Source organism: Thermophilibacter provencensis, assembly GCF_900128445.1.
Lineage (GTDB): Bacteria > Actinomycetota > Coriobacteriia > Coriobacteriales > Atopobiaceae > Thermophilibacter > Thermophilibacter provencensis.
The window spans coordinates 936,754-954,253 of sequence record NZ_LT671417.1 but is presented as its reverse complement, the minus strand read 5'-3'; the positions used below and the strand labels follow the sequence as shown (position 1 = coordinate 954,253).

Below are 17,500 nucleotides of genomic sequence, written 5' to 3'. Positions count from 1 at the left end.
CAAGAAGGACCAGGGAGCCCCATGTTCACCGACTCAGACGTACGCCTCATCCGGCGCCTCTACCTCTGGCCCAAGCTGGGAGGCTACTTCCTCCTCGCGATCTTCCCCACGCTCGCGGCGTGGGTGGTACTCATCATGATCGACGACATCGCCCTGGAGTCGCGGGGCACCTACGACGCAGGCATCTTCGCGCTGCTTCCCATCGTTGTCGTCTACCTGGTCATCTCCATGGTCTTGCTGGTGCGCTCGCGCTCGCTCGCCGGCTCCGACGAGTGGGCCGCCGTCGAGCGCGCGGCGCTCACCCCGCACGTGGACGCGAGCACGCCCGGCGAGCTCAACGCCGCCCTCGGCCTCGCCTCGGCGGGCCGCGTGGCGCAGGCAGTTGGCGAGGGGCGGGGCGACAGGAACCTCGAGGGCATCGGCGAGACCGCACAAGTGGCCGCCGGCGCGCTCGGGCTCTTCGGCATCTGGCACCTCATGCACACCCTGCACGAGGCAGCCCGGCGCATCGCGGAGGGCTACCGCCTGCCCATGCCCAGGCTCGCGCCGCGACGCCTCGCGGTGTTTCTCGCCCCGGTGATTGCGCTCGTGATTGTGTTTGTCCCGCGCTTCTTCGCGTCGGCGTCGGCCATGTCCGAGGCGCAGCAGGCCGCCGCAGAAACCATCGATGCCGTCGCGGCCGCGTTTGAGGACGGGGGCTGCGGCTACGTCTCCGCGGACGACCCTCAGGAGGGCTACCAGAGCTACGGCTACCGCATCTTTGGCTACACGCTTGACATCGGCGACCCGGAGACGTCCAGCCTGTGCGTGAGCGTGAACGAGGACGGCGTGGTGGAGACGCTGGACTATCACACGGACTTCGACCTCTCGCTTACGCCGGAGGAGAACCTCGCGCGGGCGGAGCGTGACTTCGCGAGCCTCTCGGGGATGGTCGCCGACCTCGACGTGCCGCTTGCCGCGGACGGCCTGCTTGCGGCCGAGCCCGCCTTCCCCGAGGAGTTCGTGGAGCAGTTTAGCGCCGGCTCGTACTACGACGACCTCATCGTGCGCTTTGACGCGGCGGGCGGCCTCTCCGGCACCGTGAGCTACGAGACAGACCCGGAGGAGGAGTACGACGAGTACAGCAGCTCGTACGTCTACCTCACCTTTGAGGCGAGCTAGCGGGCGAGACGGCGGCGGGCTGCTACCCGGCCTGCATCACCGCCGTGGCAACGATCCACGCGGCGAGAAGCGCCAGCATGGCGATGAGCGCCACGCGCAGCTCGCGGCCCACGGTGAGGCGCGCCAGCGGTGGGATGGCCCTGCGCACCGGCCGGCGGTCCAGCAGCAGGTAGGCCACGATGACGAGCTCCGGGACCATAAAGGCGAAGTAGCTCCACAGCAGGTACCACGCGGGCCAGGCGGCGTTCTCCGGCGTGGGCTCGACAACCGCCATCACGCAGCCCATGACGAACACCGCGCAGACGAGAAGCACCGCCGTGTTCCAGACCACGCCGGCCCATCTCGGCACGCGCACGAGCAGGCTCGCGAGACCAGAGGGCGCACGTAGGCGCGCCTCGCGCGGATAGTCGAAGGAGGTCGGCGGGAGGGCGTCCCTCTCGCCCGTTGACGTGTCCCCCACTTGGGACAGCGCGGCGAGAAAGGCGTCCCCGAGCTCGCGGGCGCTGCCGTAGCGCGCCGCCGGGTCGAGCTCCGTCGCATGGCGGACCACCGCGCGCAGAGCCTCCGGCACGCCCGCCGCGACGAAGCCATCCTCGCGGTCGCGTGGCATGGGCTCACGGCCCACGAGGCAGAAGAAAAGCAGCATGCCGAGGGCGTACACGTCGCTCCGCACGTCCGTCTGCCCAAAGCCGAACTGCTCGGGCGGCGCGTAGGCACGCGTGCCAAAGTGCGTGGTATCCTGCTCTCCATCCTTCCTGAACAAGCGGGCAATCCCTAGGTCGATGAGGGTGACCCCGGAGCCTGACACCATGACGTTCTCCGGCTTGAGGTCGCGATGGATTACCGGAGGGTCAAGCCGCTCGTGAAGCTCGCTCACGGCGTCGCACAGGTCCGGGAAGATGCAGGAAAGAAGGTCCAGCCGCTCGCCGGGGGTCCGCGCCCGGACAACGCGCTCGGAGAGCGTCTCCCCGCGCACGCACTCCATCACCACCACGTTCTTCTCGCCATGGCGATAGCATTCCACAATGCGCGGGAGGTGCGGCAGGCTCACGCCGCGACGCTGCGCCGCGTGCAGCGCCGCGTACGCACTACCTAGACCACACTCGGCGCTCAGGTACTTTCGCACGAAAGGGCCCAGCTCGGCACCGCTCCTCCCCACAAAGAAGACGCGCTCCGTGACCTCGAGCGGCCCCTCCTTGAGCACGGCGTCGACACGATACGAGTCCTCGCGCTCGAGTGAATCGAGGTAGCGGGCCAGGTCGTCTTCAAGGGTGTCTTCGCATGTCTCCATGTGGCAATCCTAGCAGAGGGCCCGGACGAATCGGCGTCCGCCTCGCGGGGCCGCCGCGCAATCAGGGGTCGTGGCAGCCCGAATCCCGCCACGGCCCCCAATCGACAACGCCTCCGAATCACAGCCCCTAGCAGATGGTCCGCTCCCCAAAGCGGTACAGCTCCTCGTTCACCTTCTGAAGCGAGCAGCCACGATCGAGGCAGAAGATGATGATCGCGTCGCGGCGATCCTTGCAGTAGAGCTCGTTCGCCCCCGCAGCCTTGAGCGCGCGGTTGGTCTCGCGCAGCGTGAGGGCCATGGCGAAGGCGATCTGCAGGACCTTGTCCCTGCTCGGGTGGCGCGTGCCCTGGAAGATCTGGTAGCCGAAGGTGTCGTTGAGGTTGGCCATGCGCACGACGCGCGAGCGCTCGAGCCCCTTCTCGGCAAGAAGCTGCGTGAGGTACTCGGAGAGCGTGCGGCCGCTCGGCGCGCGCTCCTCGAGATAGCCCTCGAGGTCGGAGGTGGAGAGGAGCTCGTCGAGCAGCTCCTCCGTCAGTCGTTCCGCCATGATTCCTCTTACCCTATGGTCCAGCTTGCCGAGGGCTCGTCGCTCAGCATGTTCCCAAAGTAGAGCGCCTTCACCGTGCCGCCCTCAAAATAGATGGTACCGGACTTGGTGCCACCTGCGGCGAGCGTGCCGGACCCAAGGTCGTCCTCCGCCTCGCTGTAGTAGGTGGCATACTCCTGCGCGCCGCTAGCATCCTCGCCCTTCCAGTCATAGGTGTTGTAGCTTGTCTGCTCGCTGCCATTGTTGACATAGGTCACGCGCACGGCCACAACCTCGGAACCGTCATAGTTGGCAAGGCCCGCCTCAACGGAGTCCACGGAGACGGAGAGCCCGTTCGCCAGCTCGACGGAAGCGCCCGGCTCAAGGTCAGTCGCGGGCTGCGCCTCGTCCTGGGCCCCCGCGGCATCATCGGACGGCGCGGCCTGATCCTCAGACGCGCCCCCCGAAGATGACACGGAGGAGACCTCGGGCGCGCTCGTTGCCTCATCGATGGCCGCACTCATGGCGCTCTGCGTGGCGAGCACCATGCCTGCCGCAACCAGGTTGGTGACAAGCGCCGCAACGGCAAGGCCCTTGCCCGCCTTCTTTCCGCGCATGGTGGCCACCAGTCCCACGACGGCAAGAACCAGGCCGATGACGGCCAGCACGAAAGAGAGATTGTTGATGATGGGCATCCAGGAGGAAACCACGGCCAGAATGCCGATGACCAACCCCGCAATGGCCGTCCCTGACGTGGGGAGACCCGTCCTCTGCTCACTCATGTCTTGCCCCTTTCCGCGCCCTGAGGCGCAATCGACGTTCGACGCGTCCATTATTGGAAAGGGCCTCGGCAAATTCATTAGCTGCGAGCTAATAGCCGCCCGCACGCCCATGCCGCCCGTAACGGTATGCTGTACTGAGCAACCCCCGAAGAGAGGCACCGATGGCACAGAAACTCACCGAGCAGGAGCATGACGCGATCGTCTCCCTGGCAAAGCTCCTCAGCAAAGAGCTGCCCGTCCAGCAGCGCAGCGTCTCGGGCGGCATCGCGAGCGGTCTCGTCCGCCTGCGCAAGAACCCACTGGGCAGGGAGGACGTAATGGGCGTTCTCACCAAGTACGGGGCGGGCGAGCCCACGCTCAAGGACCTGCTCGACCTTCACGTGCTCGAGCGGGAGAAGGGCGGCGAGGGCTATGTTCTTCTTGCCGGCGGCACGCCGACACTCGGCCCGGCCAAGCACGCGAACAGCAAGGACGAGAAGAACGCGCGACCGGAGACGCGGCCGGAAAGCCGGCCACAGGCCATAGCCCGCGCGGAGCGGCCCAGGCCTCCCGCGCGGCGCCCCGCCCGCAGCCTTGCGGGGCTTGACACCGTGCGCAAGCAGACTCCCGAGCTCGAGGACATCCGCCGGAAGATCATCGACCTCGACCCTCGCCTGTGGATCAACGGCTGGCTGCTCAGCACCCCCGAGGCATACGTCCGCTTCGAGCGCGAGCTCCGCGCGCTCGACGCCGCGCTTGCCGGGTCCGCCTCCATCGGCGACGGCACCCTCAGCACGCGCGAGCTCTCGTACCACCTCTTCGGTGATGAGAAGTTCCTGGCGCTCGACTCGGACGGCCGCAAGCTGCTGCACCTCATGGGCCTCTCGGACGCGGTGGTCACGCGCCCGCAGACCAAGCTCGAGCTCATGCACCACATCCCCAAGCACCACCGCCACCTGCGACTCGTTGTCTCCGAGAACCTTGACCCCTGGGTCAACATGAGAAACGCGATGTTCTTGGACGGGCGAAAGCGCATCCTCGACGAGCGGGTCCACGGCGTGGTCTTCGGCAACGGGTACATCGTTGATGACCCGCACAAACTGCCCGACCTTATCGCCTCGCTCGGCGCCGAGGACGTGCGCGTGCTCTACTGGGGCGACATAGACCGCGCCGGCCTCTCCATCCTGGCCAAGCTCGCCTCAGTGGCCGACGGGTGCTTTGAGGTCGAGCCGTTCGTCCCCGCATACCGCCTCATGCTGAGGCGCGCGATGAAGCGCTTCCCCGATCCGCTGGAGAACGAGGAGACGGACCAGGGAGGCGTGCGCGTTGAGGGGCTCGAGCTTCTGGAACCCGCCCTCAAGCCGAAGGAGACCTCCTATCTGCGAGCCGTGATAGAGGGCGCCCGCCTCATCCCGCAGGAGATCGTCACGGCAGCGGATCTGTAGGCGCTTGGCGCGCTGCGGGTTGGGCGCGCCGCGGGTTGGATCCGCTGCGGGTTGGGCGCGCCGGCCGGACCCGCTGCGTAAATCCGGGTCGTGGCAGTTTCCCCGCCGCTGACGTTGCGCGGATGGGGGTTATGGCAGCCCGCACTTCTCGCCACCTGCGGTTCTTCTCGGCACTGTTGCGGAAAACGGGGTCATGGCAGCGCGTTTTCTGCCACAACCCCAATCTGGACAACGCCCCGCGGCGTCAGATTGCCATAGCCCCGATATCGCAAACGACCCGCCCGCCCCAGCGCCCTCCGCACATCCCCTCCATAAAATATAGTTCACTTTTTCATGCTTATCACTTATGTCAAGTTAACTGACCTGCACAAACAGTCCTTCTCGTCAGCATCGCGACAGCATCCCGTCAGAAGCGGGAACAACTTTCTTCGGATCTCGAGCCCATCCCAGATGCGATGCCCTAGCCTCGAGCCATGAGCATCCTACTGACACATACCACGGCCCTTGAGGCGATGCGCAGCAGACGACTGCGCTGGCGTCTCGAAAAGGGGGAACGCTGTGACGGCAACGTTCCCGAGCGGGTACCGGACAACGCGGAAATCGAGCGGCTCATCGACGCCATCCCAGAGCTGGCCCGCGCGAGCAAGCCCCTTCACCTGCTCGTCTCGCGCGAGGCGCCACGCATGAGAAGGTCGCTGGTCCACACCCACGCCTCCCCCGACCTCCCGTCCGGATCGGCCTTTGAGCTCGCCCCGGGAGTGCGGTGCATCTCGCCCGAGCACCTCCCCGTGGCGATGGCGCCACGGCTCACGGACCTCGAGCTCATCTACCTGCTCTCTGAGTTCCTTGGCATCTACGCCATCGACCCCACGTCAGAGAAGGGCATGTTCCAGCGGAAGTCTCCCCTCACCACCCCCGAGCGCATCCTCGAGCACCTCGGAGCCCTCGGGCCGGAGCACGGAACCCAGCGGGTGCGCCGCGCGCTGCGTCACGCCTGCGTGCGCTCGGGCTCGCCCCGCGAGACCAAGCTTTCACTCCGCCTGGGCCTGAGGCCGTCGCTTGGGGGATACGGGCTCGAGGTGCTTTCGATGAACGAGCCCCTCGAGGTGCGGCGCATACACGACCGGATGGAATCGGGGGTAAGAAAGCCCGACATCCTGCTCCGCGGGCGCGCGGACGAGGCGGGAGGCGCGCCGCGCATCGCCGCAGTCGAGTACGACGGCCGAGACCACGCGACCGAGCAGGCGCACGCGCGCGACGCGGCGCGGAGCACCGAGCTCACGGCCATCGGACTCTCGGAGCACGTGGTAACGAAGGTTCAGTATCGTGACCTCGACTACATGGACGGGCTCGCAGAAATCCTCCGACAAGAGCTCGGGCTGCCCCGACACCGCGTGACCCGCAAGGTGACAGAGTGGCGGCGGGCGCGGCGGGCCGCGCTCTACGAGGAGCTCGAGCACATCGACGGCGTCCGCTGGGACGGCCGCGCCCGCGAGCGTGCGCACGGAGAGAAGGACTCCCCCGCCGCCGCACCCAAGACCTCCGACGGTGGATGGGACGTCGTGCCCGTCGAGGCATACGGCCTTGGGTAGGGTCAACTCGGCGCGTTGCGGGAATCGGGGTTATGGCAATCTGGCGCCGCGGGGCGTTGTCCAGATTGGGGTTGTGGCAGAAATCTCGCTGCCACAACCCTACTTTGGACAACGCTGGCGAGAAGAACCGCAGGCGGCGAGAAGTGCGGGCTGCCATAACCCCCATCCGCGCAACGCCGGCGGCGGGGAAATTGCCACGACCCGGATTTACGCAGCGCGCCGGACCCGCTGCGCGCCCTACACGGCCTTGACGCCGCGCTCGCCGGTGCGGATGCGCACGCACTCCTCAACCGGGTAGACGAAGATCTTGCCGTCGCCCACCTCGCCGGTGCGGGCAACGTCACAGACGAGCCCAATCAGGTCCTCGACCTGCGCGTTATTGACAACGAGCTCAACCTTCACCTTGGGGATCATGTTGAGCATGACCTCCTTGCCGCGATAGTACTCGGTCCAGCCGTGCTGGCTTCCGCAGCCCATGACCTCGTAGACGGTCATGCCGTGGATGCCCTTCTCGTTTAGCGCGTCCTTGAGCTCCTCGAGCTTCTCGGGACGGATGATGGCCGTTACCTTCTTCATGTTTGCACGCTCCCTATGCGTCGAGTCCAGTGAAGGCGGGGTAGGCGCTCTCGCCGTGCGCGGACACATCGAGTCCAAGCGCCTCGTCGTGCTCGCTCACGCGCAGGCTGCCGCCAAACGCCGCACGGACAACGGCCACGAGCACGAGGTCGAGCACGATGACGATCGCAAGCGTGACCAGGATTCCAACCACCTGGCTCACGAGCAGCGAGGCGTCACCGGTGTAGAGCAGGCCTCCCGCCTCAGTCCAGGAGAGCTCCGGCACGCAGAAGAGGCCCGTGAGGACGCCGCCGAGGATGCCACCCACTCCGTGGCAGCCAAAGGCGTCGAGCGCGTCATCATAGCCGATGCGTGCCTTCAGCTTGGAGATTGCCAGGTAGCAGACAGGTGCGACAATGATGCCCATCACGACCGCCGCCCACGGCTCCACAAAGCCGGCTCCCGGCGTCACCACCACAAGACCGGCCACAAGGCCAGTGCAGGCACCCACGAGCGTCGGCTTGCCGGTTGCAACGCGCTCGGTCACGAGCCAGGAGACAAGGCCTGCCGCGCTGGAGACAACGGTGTTGAGAATCGCCAGCGCCGCGACCTCATCCGCGGCGAACTCGGAGCCGCCGTTGAAGCCAAACCACCCGAGCCAAAGAAGGCCCGCCCCCAGCGCGACGAACGGCACGTTGTGCGGCCGGTAGCTCTTGAGGCCGAATCCCTTCCGCCCTCCGAGGAAGAGGCACAGGATGAGCCCCGTCACGCCGGAGCTGATGTGGACCACGTCGCCGCCGGCAAAGTCCAGCGCGCCGATGACGTCGCCGATAAGCGAGCCCTCCCCGCCCCAGACCATGTGCGCGAGCGGCGCGTACACCACGAGGGACCAGACGGCGATGAAGGCAACGATCGCGCCGAACCGCATGCGTCCGGCGACGGACCCCGTGACGATCGCCGCGGTGATCATGGCAAACGCCATCTGAAAGCAGACGTCCAGGAGCGTGGGATAGACCGTGTCAGCGGGCACGGACCCTGCCTCCGCGAGCATGTTGGTGACGAGGCCTGCAAGCCCCATCTGGTCGAACCCACCGAACCACGAGAGTGAGCCGTCTCCCCCATAGGCAAACGACCAGCCCGCGAGAACCCAGGCGATTCCAACGACGCCAATCACGACGAAGCACATGAGCATCGTGTTCACGACGTTCTTGCGACGAGCGAGCCCCCCGTAGAAGAATGCGAGACCCGGGGTCATGAACAGGACGAGCATGGTGCAGACGAGCATAAAGGCGGTAGATCCCGTATCGTACATAACGGCCTCCTCAGTCGTGCGGACGCTACCCGGCAGATGTTGCCATCCCGGAGGAGGCGCACGGGGAGGGAGGCCGCGTCATTAACGATGCGGCGCCGAAAAGGAAACGTTGGTAGCCGCCGAGAAACGCGGGGTCGACCGCCCGAAACCCGGCCGAAACCCAACGCGGTGCGCGCCGACGCGCGCCTCCACACCGCTCACGGCCTCTCGCGCCCTTTTCTTGAATCCCCCTTGACGGAGACGCAGCGTCACGAGATAGGGTGGTTGCCGTCGGACGTGGCTGGATGGGGCTCGTCCCCATGCGCCCGGCATGGCAGAGGCACCTCCGACTCTCCATCGGACACGCGGCAACTCCCCGGTCGTCTCGCGTCTCCTCACCCCCACGGGTAGCGTGACGACAGCCGCATCGTCCTGGCGCCCCACCTCGACCGAGTAGCTCCCTCGGAGGGGCGCCCAGCCGCCCCCGCATCGCTCACATGCGGGGGCGGCACTCTTTTCCGCCTCACCCATCTCGACGAGACCCCCTTGCCGGGGACGCTGCGTCATCCCCTAACCTGTGGGGGCTTACCCCAACCAGGAAGGAGCACAGATGGCTCGTATACCGCCCCGCTTCGGAGCGACCACCCTGACTCTAGCGCTCTTGCTCGCGGCGGCGCTCCCCGCCGCCCCTGCGATTGCAAAGATGGAGGATGGGGAGAAAGAAGAGTGCGAGAACATCGTCGAGCTGGAGCCCGAGGACTCCGAATGGTCGCACGTCCCCGCGAGTATCTTTCCCGCGGACGGCAATGCCGATAGCATCCTGCGCATCAACCCCAACGACTCTGCTGACGGGAGCCTCGACTCCCCCGGCAACACCTACCCGAGGCCAGGGGACTACGGCGAGATCGTCGTCGTCGAGGATTCCGAGATATCTGACAAGTCAATCCCGGCCATCACGCGATTCACGAAGCAGAACTATGGTGGCCTGGGGGGCAAGGCGCTCACCAAGACCTATCGGGTGACCAACGTGTCGGCGGCGCCCTATGGACAGTCGGTCAGATCCACGTACTATCCCGCGGGAAGCTACCCCGGCTCCGGCTACCTCTTCACCAGGGCGAGCTCTCCCAACCCCAGCGGCAACATCTCCTTCAGCTTTGAGGGCGTAAAGGTCACGCCCGACGACACGCCGGTCTACGCCTACTTCAAGATCACCCTCACGGGCAGGGCAGATGACGGCGACACCGCAACCACCGTGATGAACGTGGGATACAAGGTCACCGTCATCCCCGAGCCCCCCTATCGCTATCTCGCCACGATGCGCTACGACGCCGCGGGCGGCACCATCGACGGCCAGCCCACCTCCGTCGCGACCAAGGTGGTCGGTCCGGACCGCGTCTGGGTGGACGGAAGCGTCGACCCTCCCACCAGCGTCAACTTCGACGTCACGGACACCATCCCCGTGCGCGAGGGATATGCGTTCCTCTTCTGGAGAGACGCCTCTTTCTTCGCCGGAGGAGACCGGCGCGCGATGTATCGCGGATCTGCCAGCACCCCCTCGCAGGACGAGTCCCCCCTAGGCGAGTCCGGACGATACGTGAACGCCTATGAGCTGCAAGACGACGAGGGGGACTCGACCTGTTCGGACCCCACGCTCTACGCCGTCTGGGACAAGACCTGCTCGCTCTCTTACGACGCGGCCGGCGGGGCGACCACGCCCGAGACCGAGCGCTCGACGTTCGGCATCGACTGGGGCACCGGTAGGTCGCACACCGAGAAGGACCTCGTCGCCGCGGCCGCGCCCGTGCGCGAGGGGTACGCGTTCAGGGGCTGGAGGGCCACGGACGGAACCGTCCACCAGCCCGGAGACACGGTGACGCTCACCACGGACCGGCCGGACGAGACCCTCACCGCCCTCTGGGAGGCAAAGCCCGACACGAACGAGCCGGGTGGAGGCGGAACTGACGAGCCGGGAAAGCCGGACGAACCCGATAGCCCCGGCGAGCCGAACAAGCCCGACAACCCCGGCGAGCCCCCGGCCAAGCCCGACAACCCCGGCACCGGAGACAACCCCGGAACCGGCAAGGGCTCGGGCGATGACCCGTCGAAGGTCGTCGACAAGAGCTCGGGGAACGACGGGGGCAAGAGCGCCTCGGCCTCACGTCCCGCTCGCGCAAAGAGCGCGCTCCCGAAGACCGGGGATGCCACCCTCGTGGCTCCCGCCCTGCTCGGCGGCTCCGGGATTCTCGCCACGATCGCGGCCACAGCGCTCCGTCGCCGCCGCTCCTAGCCCCGATCGCACGGCCCCCTCGGGCGCCTCGCGGCCTCTCCGCCGCGAGGCGCCCAGTGCTTTGTTATGACAAAGGTGACAGGGTCAACTGTCATAAAAAGATTCCTAGAGCATGCTCCCGAAGTCGCTCACGATGATCTGCCCGGTGATGGCGCGCGACTCGTCACTCGCGAGAAAGAGCACGATGTTCGCCACGTCCTCGGGCGTGCAGGACTGAGTCCGCATGTTGGAATGCAGCGCCATTGCTCCGATCATGTCCTGGTCGAGCGTTGCTGGGTCCAGACCCGCGGTCATGGGCGTCGTGATGTTGCCCGGGCACACCGCGTTGCACCGGATGCCCGCCACCTGGAAGCGCAGCGCGGTGTGCTTGGTAACCCCGATGACGGCCGCCTTGGAGCTTACGTACGCCGCTCCGCCGCAGCCGCGCTCCCCCGCAATGGAGGCCACGTTGACGATGGAGGCGCCGGCCGTCATGCGCCTGGTAGCCGCACGCATGCAGCGCATGGTTCCCTTCTGGTTGGTCTCGACGATGCGGTCGAGGTCCTCGTCGGTGTAGCGATCGATGGGCTTGAGGCCGCTCTCGAGCACGCCTGCGTTGTTGACCAGAACGTCAATCCTCCCGTACCTCTCCATCGCAGCGGACATGAGGCTCTCGGGATCATCCGGCTTGGAGATGTCCGTGGGAACGACGAGGGTCTCGCCGCCGAACTCGGCAATCTGCGCGGCGACCTCCTCAAGGGCTTCGGCGCGACGCGCGCTCATGACCACCTTGGCGCCCTCTGCGGCAAAGAGCCTAGAAACGGCGGCCCCCACGCCAGAGTTTGCCCCGGTGACAATGGCAACCTTGTCTGCGAGACGGTTCATTGCGCTCCTTTCGCTGAGCTTATACATGGCGTTGAGCACCATATCCAGCCCGATGCCCCGGAGCCGCGCCCTTTCGCCGTAAGGCGACGACGCAATCGGTGAACGTGTCAGGGTTGGCCGCAATTTGCATCCAGTCCAAAGAGCGTTGATCTCCCCGCCCCCATCCATCGTCGATTCTCTTCGGTGGAGTAGTTGTGGAGATACAGACACAATTCCGTTTGCTCCTTGCGGCATGGATAGGTGGTCGATATAGTTATTTCTTGCACACACGCGGTGCACCCAATTGCGGGGTGGAGCAGTCTGGTAGCTCGTCGGGCTCATAACCCGAAGGTCGTAGGTTCAAATCCTGCCCCCGCGACCATGCGAAGTCAGCCCGGAGGTCATGCGATCTCCGGGCTTTTTGTTCGCGCCCGCGAAACATTCGGGCCCATGGGACAAGAAGGCTTATAGGACAAAAAGTGTGTGAGCCCCCGCAACATCCATGCGGGTAGAACCCCGATTACAAGCGTCCCAAGTAGTGCCCCCCAACTTTCCACCTGGGCAGAATGTGTGTAACGTTCCCTGCGTTTGAGCAGCCAGAGCATCCTGCTTTCGGCATACGAGCTGCCGAAACAGCGAGGTCCCGCATGGCTGCACCACACTGTCCCGCATGTGGCAAAAAGATGGCCAAGATCGGCAAGACGGGCGCGGGCGGGGCGCAGTGGAGGCGCGCCTCGTGCGGCGCGAGCTCGATACGGAGGATAGACAACGCGGCGAAGCTGCTGGAAGCCCTCCTCGGCCGGCCCCTCACATGCAGGTGCCAGACCGACATCCTGGCAGCGGGAGAGCCTTCAGGAGGAAGGCCGCCCGCTTCTGGGAGACTTGGCCGATGCCGCCCAAGGCGGAGCGCCCCAGAAGGGTCATCTATGTAGACGGCATTCATCTCGGAAGAAGGGCGGCGGTGCTCATCGCCTCGGACGACGATCACGTCCTGGGGTGGCACCTCACGCGCTCCGAGAACTCTCGTGCACGGGCATCGCCAATGGGCCGCATGGCGGCCCCTGAGGTCGTGATGTCCAACGGGGAGACGGCCTCGCGAAGGCGCTGCCCACTTCGGAGATGCTGCGCACGATGCCCACGGACACCTCAACCAAGGCCGTCTATGAGAGGCTTGCCCCCAAGAGAAACTCGAAGGAACCGTTCCTCGATGGGGAGACGCCATCGTGTGGTCAGGGCTTCATCATGCCGAGCCATACCGCACGGACAGGGACTGACTGGGCACGCATTTTGTCCTTTAGCCCCAAATCAAGGACAACCACGTGGCGAACGGCTTGACACGCGGTTCGACCGCTGGAGGAATACCCGGGCTACTGTGGAAGTGTGGAAGCAGGCTTCCTAAGTAGCTTCCACAGTAGCCACTGCCCTCTAACTGTTATAGTCAGCCCCTCTTGCCCGCCAGACGATATCTCCTCTTGGGGCTGTTCTGAGAGCCGAGACCTTCCACGATGCCCTCAGCAATGAGTTCGTTGATGTAACCGCGCGCCGTCTTGTTAGAAACACCGGCCGCACGCGCAATCTCGGAGGTGCTCACGCTCTCCCTCGCCGAGATGAAGTCGAGGACCGCCTCACGAACGTTGCCCCTGGTGTAACTTGTACTCTCCTGCTCTGTCATGCTGCGGTGTCGGAAGATGATGCGGAACCCGTCGAGCCCGTTGTCTATGATGGGCTTGTCCATGAGGGCATCAGCGAGCGCACTGCGGATGATGGGATACCCCGTACCCCGGTTCTCGACGACGTGCCCGCGCCGACCGTCTATGTCGGTATACGGGACCTCTTCGAGTATTCGCGACAGGGCCTGGTTGCGCGACGCAGTTCCGCCACGTTGTCCGAGCTGGTCAACCGTGAGCGACCCGTAGAGGCCACCGGGGTTGCTGATCTCAAGACGGTCCGGGTAAAGGTCAATCATAACGGGCTCGCCCTGGCCGTCGAAAGAGTAGTCCCGATGCATGAGCGCGTTCGCCACGGCCTCACGTATGGCATCGAGCGGATAATCGGGGACGTCCTCCCTGAGAGCGCCCTTGACGATGGCCCCGTGCTTGATGTTGCGAGAGACCGCCCGCAAAGCGTCAACGATCATCTGGGGTATGGGTCCATCGAGATTGGCGATGTCTTCGAACCGCTTCCCCTGCGGTGACAGGACGCCCTTCTCGCTTTGCGGGTAGCACGAGAACACGACGTTCATCCTTGGGAAGTACTTTTGGGGAAAGTTTCCGAGCGCCATGAGTCCCGCGAGCGTAGGCCGAAGCGTCCCGTCCTCATCGGCGGCAATCACTCGGCGGTTAGCAAGCAGCGTGCAATCGTCGACCGCATCCGCCCTCCCAAACGAGGAGCTGCGCTCCGCTGCCAGCCAGCTGGAGAGAAGCTCGGCGTCGAGGTCGTCAATGGTTGCCTCGCGCACTATTGCTACGTCGTTTCGAGCGCTCCTGAGCTGATTTTCGATGAAGCGGTCTATCTCGTATGGTGTCATCTTGTGGTCACCGTCTCCGGTGCGGATGTACGAGCCGTTGCGCTGGCCCAGTCTGCGGACGTAGCAGGGCTTTTGTCTGGCGGATGCCTCAGGGATGTTCGCAACGACTACGGGCGCGCCCTCAAACATCAGGACGCGAATATCGGACGCGATGGGCGGTGAGACCTCTTCGCGAGCCGTCTGCGCGCACTTGGCCTGGATGGTTTTTGGAACGAACCCCTTTGCCGGGTGGAACCCACGAGACTCGCGCACGCCCAAGATTATCGTCCCGCCCGCGGTGTTTGCGAACGCCGACATTGTCTCCGCGGTACTTTTGGGCAGATCGTCAACTGATGCCTTGAGCTCGTACTCTGCGACGTCTGTACCCGCCGCCCTCATGCGGTCTATCGCGCGGGCCAGCTCCTCGTCGCTTGTTATAGCCGGCATATCTCATCTCCAATGGCTTCGCAAATACCGTTCCAGCCAGATAACTCAACTTGGGCTACTGTGGAACTTAGGAAGTTAGACTTACACAGTAACTTCCCAAGTATCTTGAGCAACTTCCACAGTATTCTACATCTTGAACAAGCTCAGAGGGACGAGGGACAGAAGAGGCCTAAAGCTTGCACCGCAACGCACCATGAGTCCACCATCCACTTTCCGAACCTTCAAACCCGACAATGTTGCGTCGGGCTCATAACCCTGCGGAAGTGCCAAGTTCACAGGCACTAAAATACATGTGAACTACATACATTGCGGGGTGGAGCAGTCTGGTAGCTCGTCGGGCTCATAACCCGAAGGTCGTCGGTTCGAATCCGGCCCCCGCGACCAAAAGCCCAGGTCAGAAGCCTAATCGCTTCTGACCTTTTTTGTTATCTCGGCTCCGCCGCCCTCCCATCGCGCGTCCCGCGGAACGGCGGGCGGGGCCTCCCTCCCACATTCGAAACGCAACCTCCAGACGTCTCCCCGACCGGCCCGCCGGGGGGAATCAGGGGGGAATCTCCAGCATGCTCGGCTTACCGAGGGCGCACGCGAGCGCACGGCGCGGCACGGGGGCTCCCCGAGGGGCCAACCCGCCGCGCCGTGTCCGTTTCGCGACTCGGTCCCCTAGGGTCCCCTGCGGACCGATGGGCGCCCGCGCCCGATTGCCGGGCGGCGCGGCCGCCCGTATAACTCGTGCCGTGACGGGGCGGCGCGAAAGACCACGGCGTTGCCCCAGCAGGCACGAGATTGACGGGAGGTCCCGCATGAAGGGATTGCAGCAGCAGGGCGCCCAGGCGCGCCCCGGAGACGAGGGCACGCGGCCCGGCGAGACCGAGGGGGCGTCGCCCACGTGGCTGAGCGTCTCCGACGTCCAGAGGTACCTCGGGATCTCGCGGCCGCTCGTGTACCGCCTCATCCGCGAGGGCACGATCCCGGCGGTCCACCTCGGCCGCGCCATCCGCGTGAGCCGCGCCGCGCTGGACAGGGCCCTGGAGGCCCTGGGGCCTCGGTCAAACTAGTCGTGACCGGGCCGGACCTAGTGGGGAGGGAAAGGCCTCAGACGGCGCGCCGAGCGTGCCGAGGGCACGCGCGCGCAGGAAAGAGGCGCAGATGATGTGCGAACAATGCCGGATGGCCTCGAGCTCGAGCGTCCCGCCCAAGGAGTACTACAGCCTGGCCGAGACGGCCCGCCTGCTGCACGTCCACGTGAGGAGGATCCGCGAGCTCGCGACGAGGAGGGAGGACCCGCTCCCCTTCCGCCGGTTCCCCGGGCAGCAGCGCGGGGCGTTCATTCACCGGGAGGACTTGCGTACATGGCTGGAGCGCAACACCGAGGGGATCGCGGGAGGCAGGTGAGCCGGCCGCCGTCGTACGCCGACCTCGACGAGTCCGAGGTCTTCGTGGTGGTGAGGAGGTGGATGTGGCGGGAGCTCGACCTCGCGGGCGTGGCGCTTCTGGTCTTCGCCCGCGTCTGGTCGTTCTGCCGCGAGGGGTCCGGGGAGTTCTACGAGAGCAAGGCCCGGACCGCCGAGGTGCTGGGCGTGAGCGAGCGCGAGGTCTACCGGTCGTTCGCCGCGCTCACGGGGCGGGGCTACGTCGTCGAGGTCGGCAGGACGCGCAGGGGCGCGAAGCGCTACCGCGTCGACGCCGCCCGGATAGCGGAGCGCAGGGCCGGGCTGCCCTGACGGGACGTCAGGGCGGGGCGGGCCCGCGGGGTGACGGGGCGGCAGGGAGACCCCTGACGGGACGTCACCCGATACCAAAGGGATAGGCAAAGGGGCTGAGAGGAAAGGGGCGGCCGTGGGCGCTGGATCGAGGGGCGCGAGGCCCGAGCCGAGGACCTTCAGGTGCGCGTGGTGCGGGCGGGAGCTCGCGCCGAAGCGCGTGAGGGTCGGGTCGAGGGAGCTCGTCGTGGGGCACGAGCCCTGCGGGTGCGAGGGCGAGAGGCGCGCGGAGGCCGAGGCGAGGCGCGAGGTCGAGGAGGCCGCGGCCGCAGCGATGCGCTCCAAGATCCTGCACTCCGGCATACCGCCGCGCTACCTCGCCGCCGAGCTCTCCGAGCCCCGCGCCGCCCGGTTCGCGGCGTCGTTCCCCGCCGGGGGCGACGGGCTCTACATCCAGGGCAGGACCGGCACGGGCAAGACCTACCTGGCGAGCGCCGTGGCGCGCTCGGTCGCCGAGGCGGGCGGCCGCGTGGTCATGACGACGGCGATCGAGATGTTCTCGGCGATCCAGGAGACCTACGGCGGCTCCGGCTCCACGGACGCGGCCATACGCCGCTACACGGGCTGCGACCTGCTCGTCCTCGACGACCTGGGCAAGGAGTCGGCGTCGCAGTGGTCCGCCATGACGCTCTACCGCATCGTCAACGACCGCTACGGCTCGCTCAGGCCCACGGTCTTCACCTCCCAGTACGCCCTCGCCTCCCTCGAGGCCCGCCTGTCACGCTGCGGCGAGGCGGAGACCGCCGAGGCCGTCGTGTCGCGCATCCGCGAGACGTGCGCCGTCGTGGCCCTGCGCGGGCCCGACCGCCGCTCGCGCGCGTGAAGGTTCCGCGACACGGTCCCCTAGGGTCCCCTGGAGACGCGACGCCCTCCCGCGGCCGCCCCGCGGCACCGGGCCCGGCCGTATAAATCCGGTCGGGGACGCGGCGCGCGAGGCGGCTAAACCCTACGAGATGCGTGCCGGGCCGGGAAGGCGCGCCGCGCCCCGCGAGGGTGCGGCGCCGCCGGCGCCGCCGTGACGAGAGGGGGTCGGGC

15 protein-coding genes and 2 tRNA genes are annotated in these 17,500 nt (G+C 66.3%); 10 read left to right on the top strand and 7 right to left on the bottom strand.

What is annotated here, in order from left to right:
- Positions 1–21: 21 nt before the first annotated feature.
- Positions 22–1,161, top strand: a complete 1,140-nt coding sequence (locus BQ7391_RS04310) for a hypothetical protein (protein ID WP_075279453.1) — start codon at positions 22–24, stop codon at positions 1,159–1,161.
- A gap of 22 nt (positions 1,162–1,183) precedes the next feature.
- Here BQ7391_RS04310 and BQ7391_RS04305 read toward each other — a convergent pair whose 3' ends face one another.
- The 3 genes from BQ7391_RS04305 to BQ7391_RS04295 all read right to left on the bottom strand — a co-directional run bounded on the left by BQ7391_RS04305 (position 1,184) and on the right by BQ7391_RS04295 (position 3,760).
- The gene (locus tag BQ7391_RS04305) at positions 1,184–2,452 is read right to left on the bottom strand and encodes a protein kinase domain-containing protein (protein WP_075279452.1); all 1,269 of its coding nucleotides are present in this window, start codon (positions 2,450–2,452) and stop codon (positions 1,184–1,186) included.
- 127 nt (positions 2,453–2,579) lie between these two features.
- Positions 2,580–2,999 (bottom strand): transcriptional regulator, encoded by a 420-nt coding sequence (locus tag BQ7391_RS04300; protein ID WP_075279451.1) that lies wholly within the window; start codon positions 2,997–2,999, stop codon positions 2,580–2,582.
- A gap of 8 nt (positions 3,000–3,007) precedes the next feature.
- Positions 3,008–3,760, bottom strand: coding sequence for a DUF4190 domain-containing protein (locus BQ7391_RS04295; RefSeq protein ID WP_075279450.1), 753 nt, complete (start codon positions 3,758–3,760; stop codon positions 3,008–3,010).
- 161 nt (positions 3,761–3,921) lie between these two features.
- On the opposite strand from BQ7391_RS04295, the gene BQ7391_RS04290 reads away from it, so the two are divergent.
- Together BQ7391_RS04290 and BQ7391_RS04285 are read left to right on the top strand one after the other, a co-directional pair.
- Complete coding sequence (locus tag BQ7391_RS04290; protein WP_235858617.1) at positions 3,922–5,184, top strand: Wadjet anti-phage system protein JetD domain-containing protein; 1,263 nt, start codon at positions 3,922–3,924, stop codon at positions 5,182–5,184.
- 512 nt (positions 5,185–5,696) lie between these two features.
- Positions 5,697–6,776 (top strand): hypothetical protein, encoded by a 1,080-nt coding sequence (locus BQ7391_RS04285; RefSeq protein WP_075279449.1) that lies wholly within the window; start codon positions 5,697–5,699, stop codon positions 6,774–6,776.
- Between the two features lie 237 nt (positions 6,777–7,013).
- Here the strand turns inward: BQ7391_RS04285 and BQ7391_RS04280 are convergent, their stop codons facing one another.
- Both BQ7391_RS04280 and BQ7391_RS04275 read right to left on the bottom strand, forming a co-directional pair.
- Complete coding sequence (locus BQ7391_RS04280; RefSeq protein WP_075279448.1) at positions 7,014–7,352, bottom strand: P-II family nitrogen regulator; 339 nt, start codon at positions 7,350–7,352, stop codon at positions 7,014–7,016.
- Positions 7,353–7,365: 13 nt separating this feature from the next.
- Entirely contained in the window at positions 7,366–8,643 is a 1,278-nt protein-coding gene (locus BQ7391_RS04275) for an ammonium transporter (protein WP_075279447.1), read from the bottom strand.
- A gap of 589 nt (positions 8,644–9,232) precedes the next feature.
- On the opposite strand from BQ7391_RS04275, the gene BQ7391_RS12660 reads away from it, so the two are divergent.
- On the top strand, positions 9,233–10,909 hold the full coding sequence (locus BQ7391_RS12660; protein WP_075279446.1) for an LPXTG cell wall anchor domain-containing protein: 1,677 nt from the start codon (positions 9,233–9,235) through the stop codon (positions 10,907–10,909).
- A 105-nt stretch (positions 10,910–11,014) separates the two neighbouring features.
- Here BQ7391_RS12660 and BQ7391_RS04265 read toward each other — a convergent pair whose 3' ends face one another.
- Complete coding sequence (locus BQ7391_RS04265) at positions 11,015–11,773, bottom strand: SDR family NAD(P)-dependent oxidoreductase (RefSeq protein ID WP_075279445.1); 759 nt, start codon at positions 11,771–11,773, stop codon at positions 11,015–11,017.
- A gap of 284 nt (positions 11,774–12,057) precedes the next feature.
- On the opposite strand from BQ7391_RS04265, the gene BQ7391_RS04260 reads away from it, so the two are divergent.
- Positions 12,058–12,134, top strand: a tRNA-Met gene (locus BQ7391_RS04260).
- A 1,056-nt stretch (positions 12,135–13,190) separates the two neighbouring features.
- On the opposite strand, the gene BQ7391_RS04255 is transcribed toward BQ7391_RS04260, so the two are convergent.
- Entirely contained in the window at positions 13,191–14,705 is a 1,515-nt protein-coding gene (locus BQ7391_RS04255) for an ATP-binding protein (RefSeq protein ID WP_075279444.1), read from the bottom strand.
- A 307-nt stretch (positions 14,706–15,012) separates the two neighbouring features.
- On the opposite strand from BQ7391_RS04255, the gene BQ7391_RS04250 reads away from it, so the two are divergent.
- The 5 genes from BQ7391_RS04250 to BQ7391_RS04230 all read left to right on the top strand — a co-directional run bounded on the left by BQ7391_RS04250 (position 15,013) and on the right by BQ7391_RS04230 (position 17,288).
- Positions 15,013–15,089: transfer RNA gene (locus BQ7391_RS04250), tRNA-Met, on the top strand.
- 416 nt (positions 15,090–15,505) lie between these two features.
- Positions 15,506–15,760, top strand: coding sequence for a helix-turn-helix domain-containing protein (locus tag BQ7391_RS12325; protein WP_075279443.1), 255 nt, complete (start codon positions 15,506–15,508; stop codon positions 15,758–15,760).
- A 91-nt stretch (positions 15,761–15,851) separates the two neighbouring features.
- Positions 15,852–16,097, top strand: coding sequence for a helix-turn-helix domain-containing protein (locus BQ7391_RS04240; protein ID WP_075279442.1), 246 nt, complete (start codon positions 15,852–15,854; stop codon positions 16,095–16,097).
- Positions 16,094–16,426 (top strand): helix-turn-helix domain-containing protein, encoded by a 333-nt coding sequence (locus BQ7391_RS04235; RefSeq protein ID WP_075279441.1) that lies wholly within the window; start codon positions 16,094–16,096, stop codon positions 16,424–16,426. The genes BQ7391_RS04240 and BQ7391_RS04235 overlap by 4 nt, the downstream gene beginning before the upstream one ends.
- A 115-nt stretch (positions 16,427–16,541) precedes the next feature.
- Positions 16,542–17,288: an ATP-binding protein gene (locus tag BQ7391_RS04230; RefSeq protein WP_075279440.1), complete on the top strand. Its 747-nt coding sequence runs from the start codon at positions 16,542–16,544 to the stop codon at positions 17,286–17,288.
- The last annotated feature ends 212 nt before the right edge of the window (positions 17,289–17,500 follow it).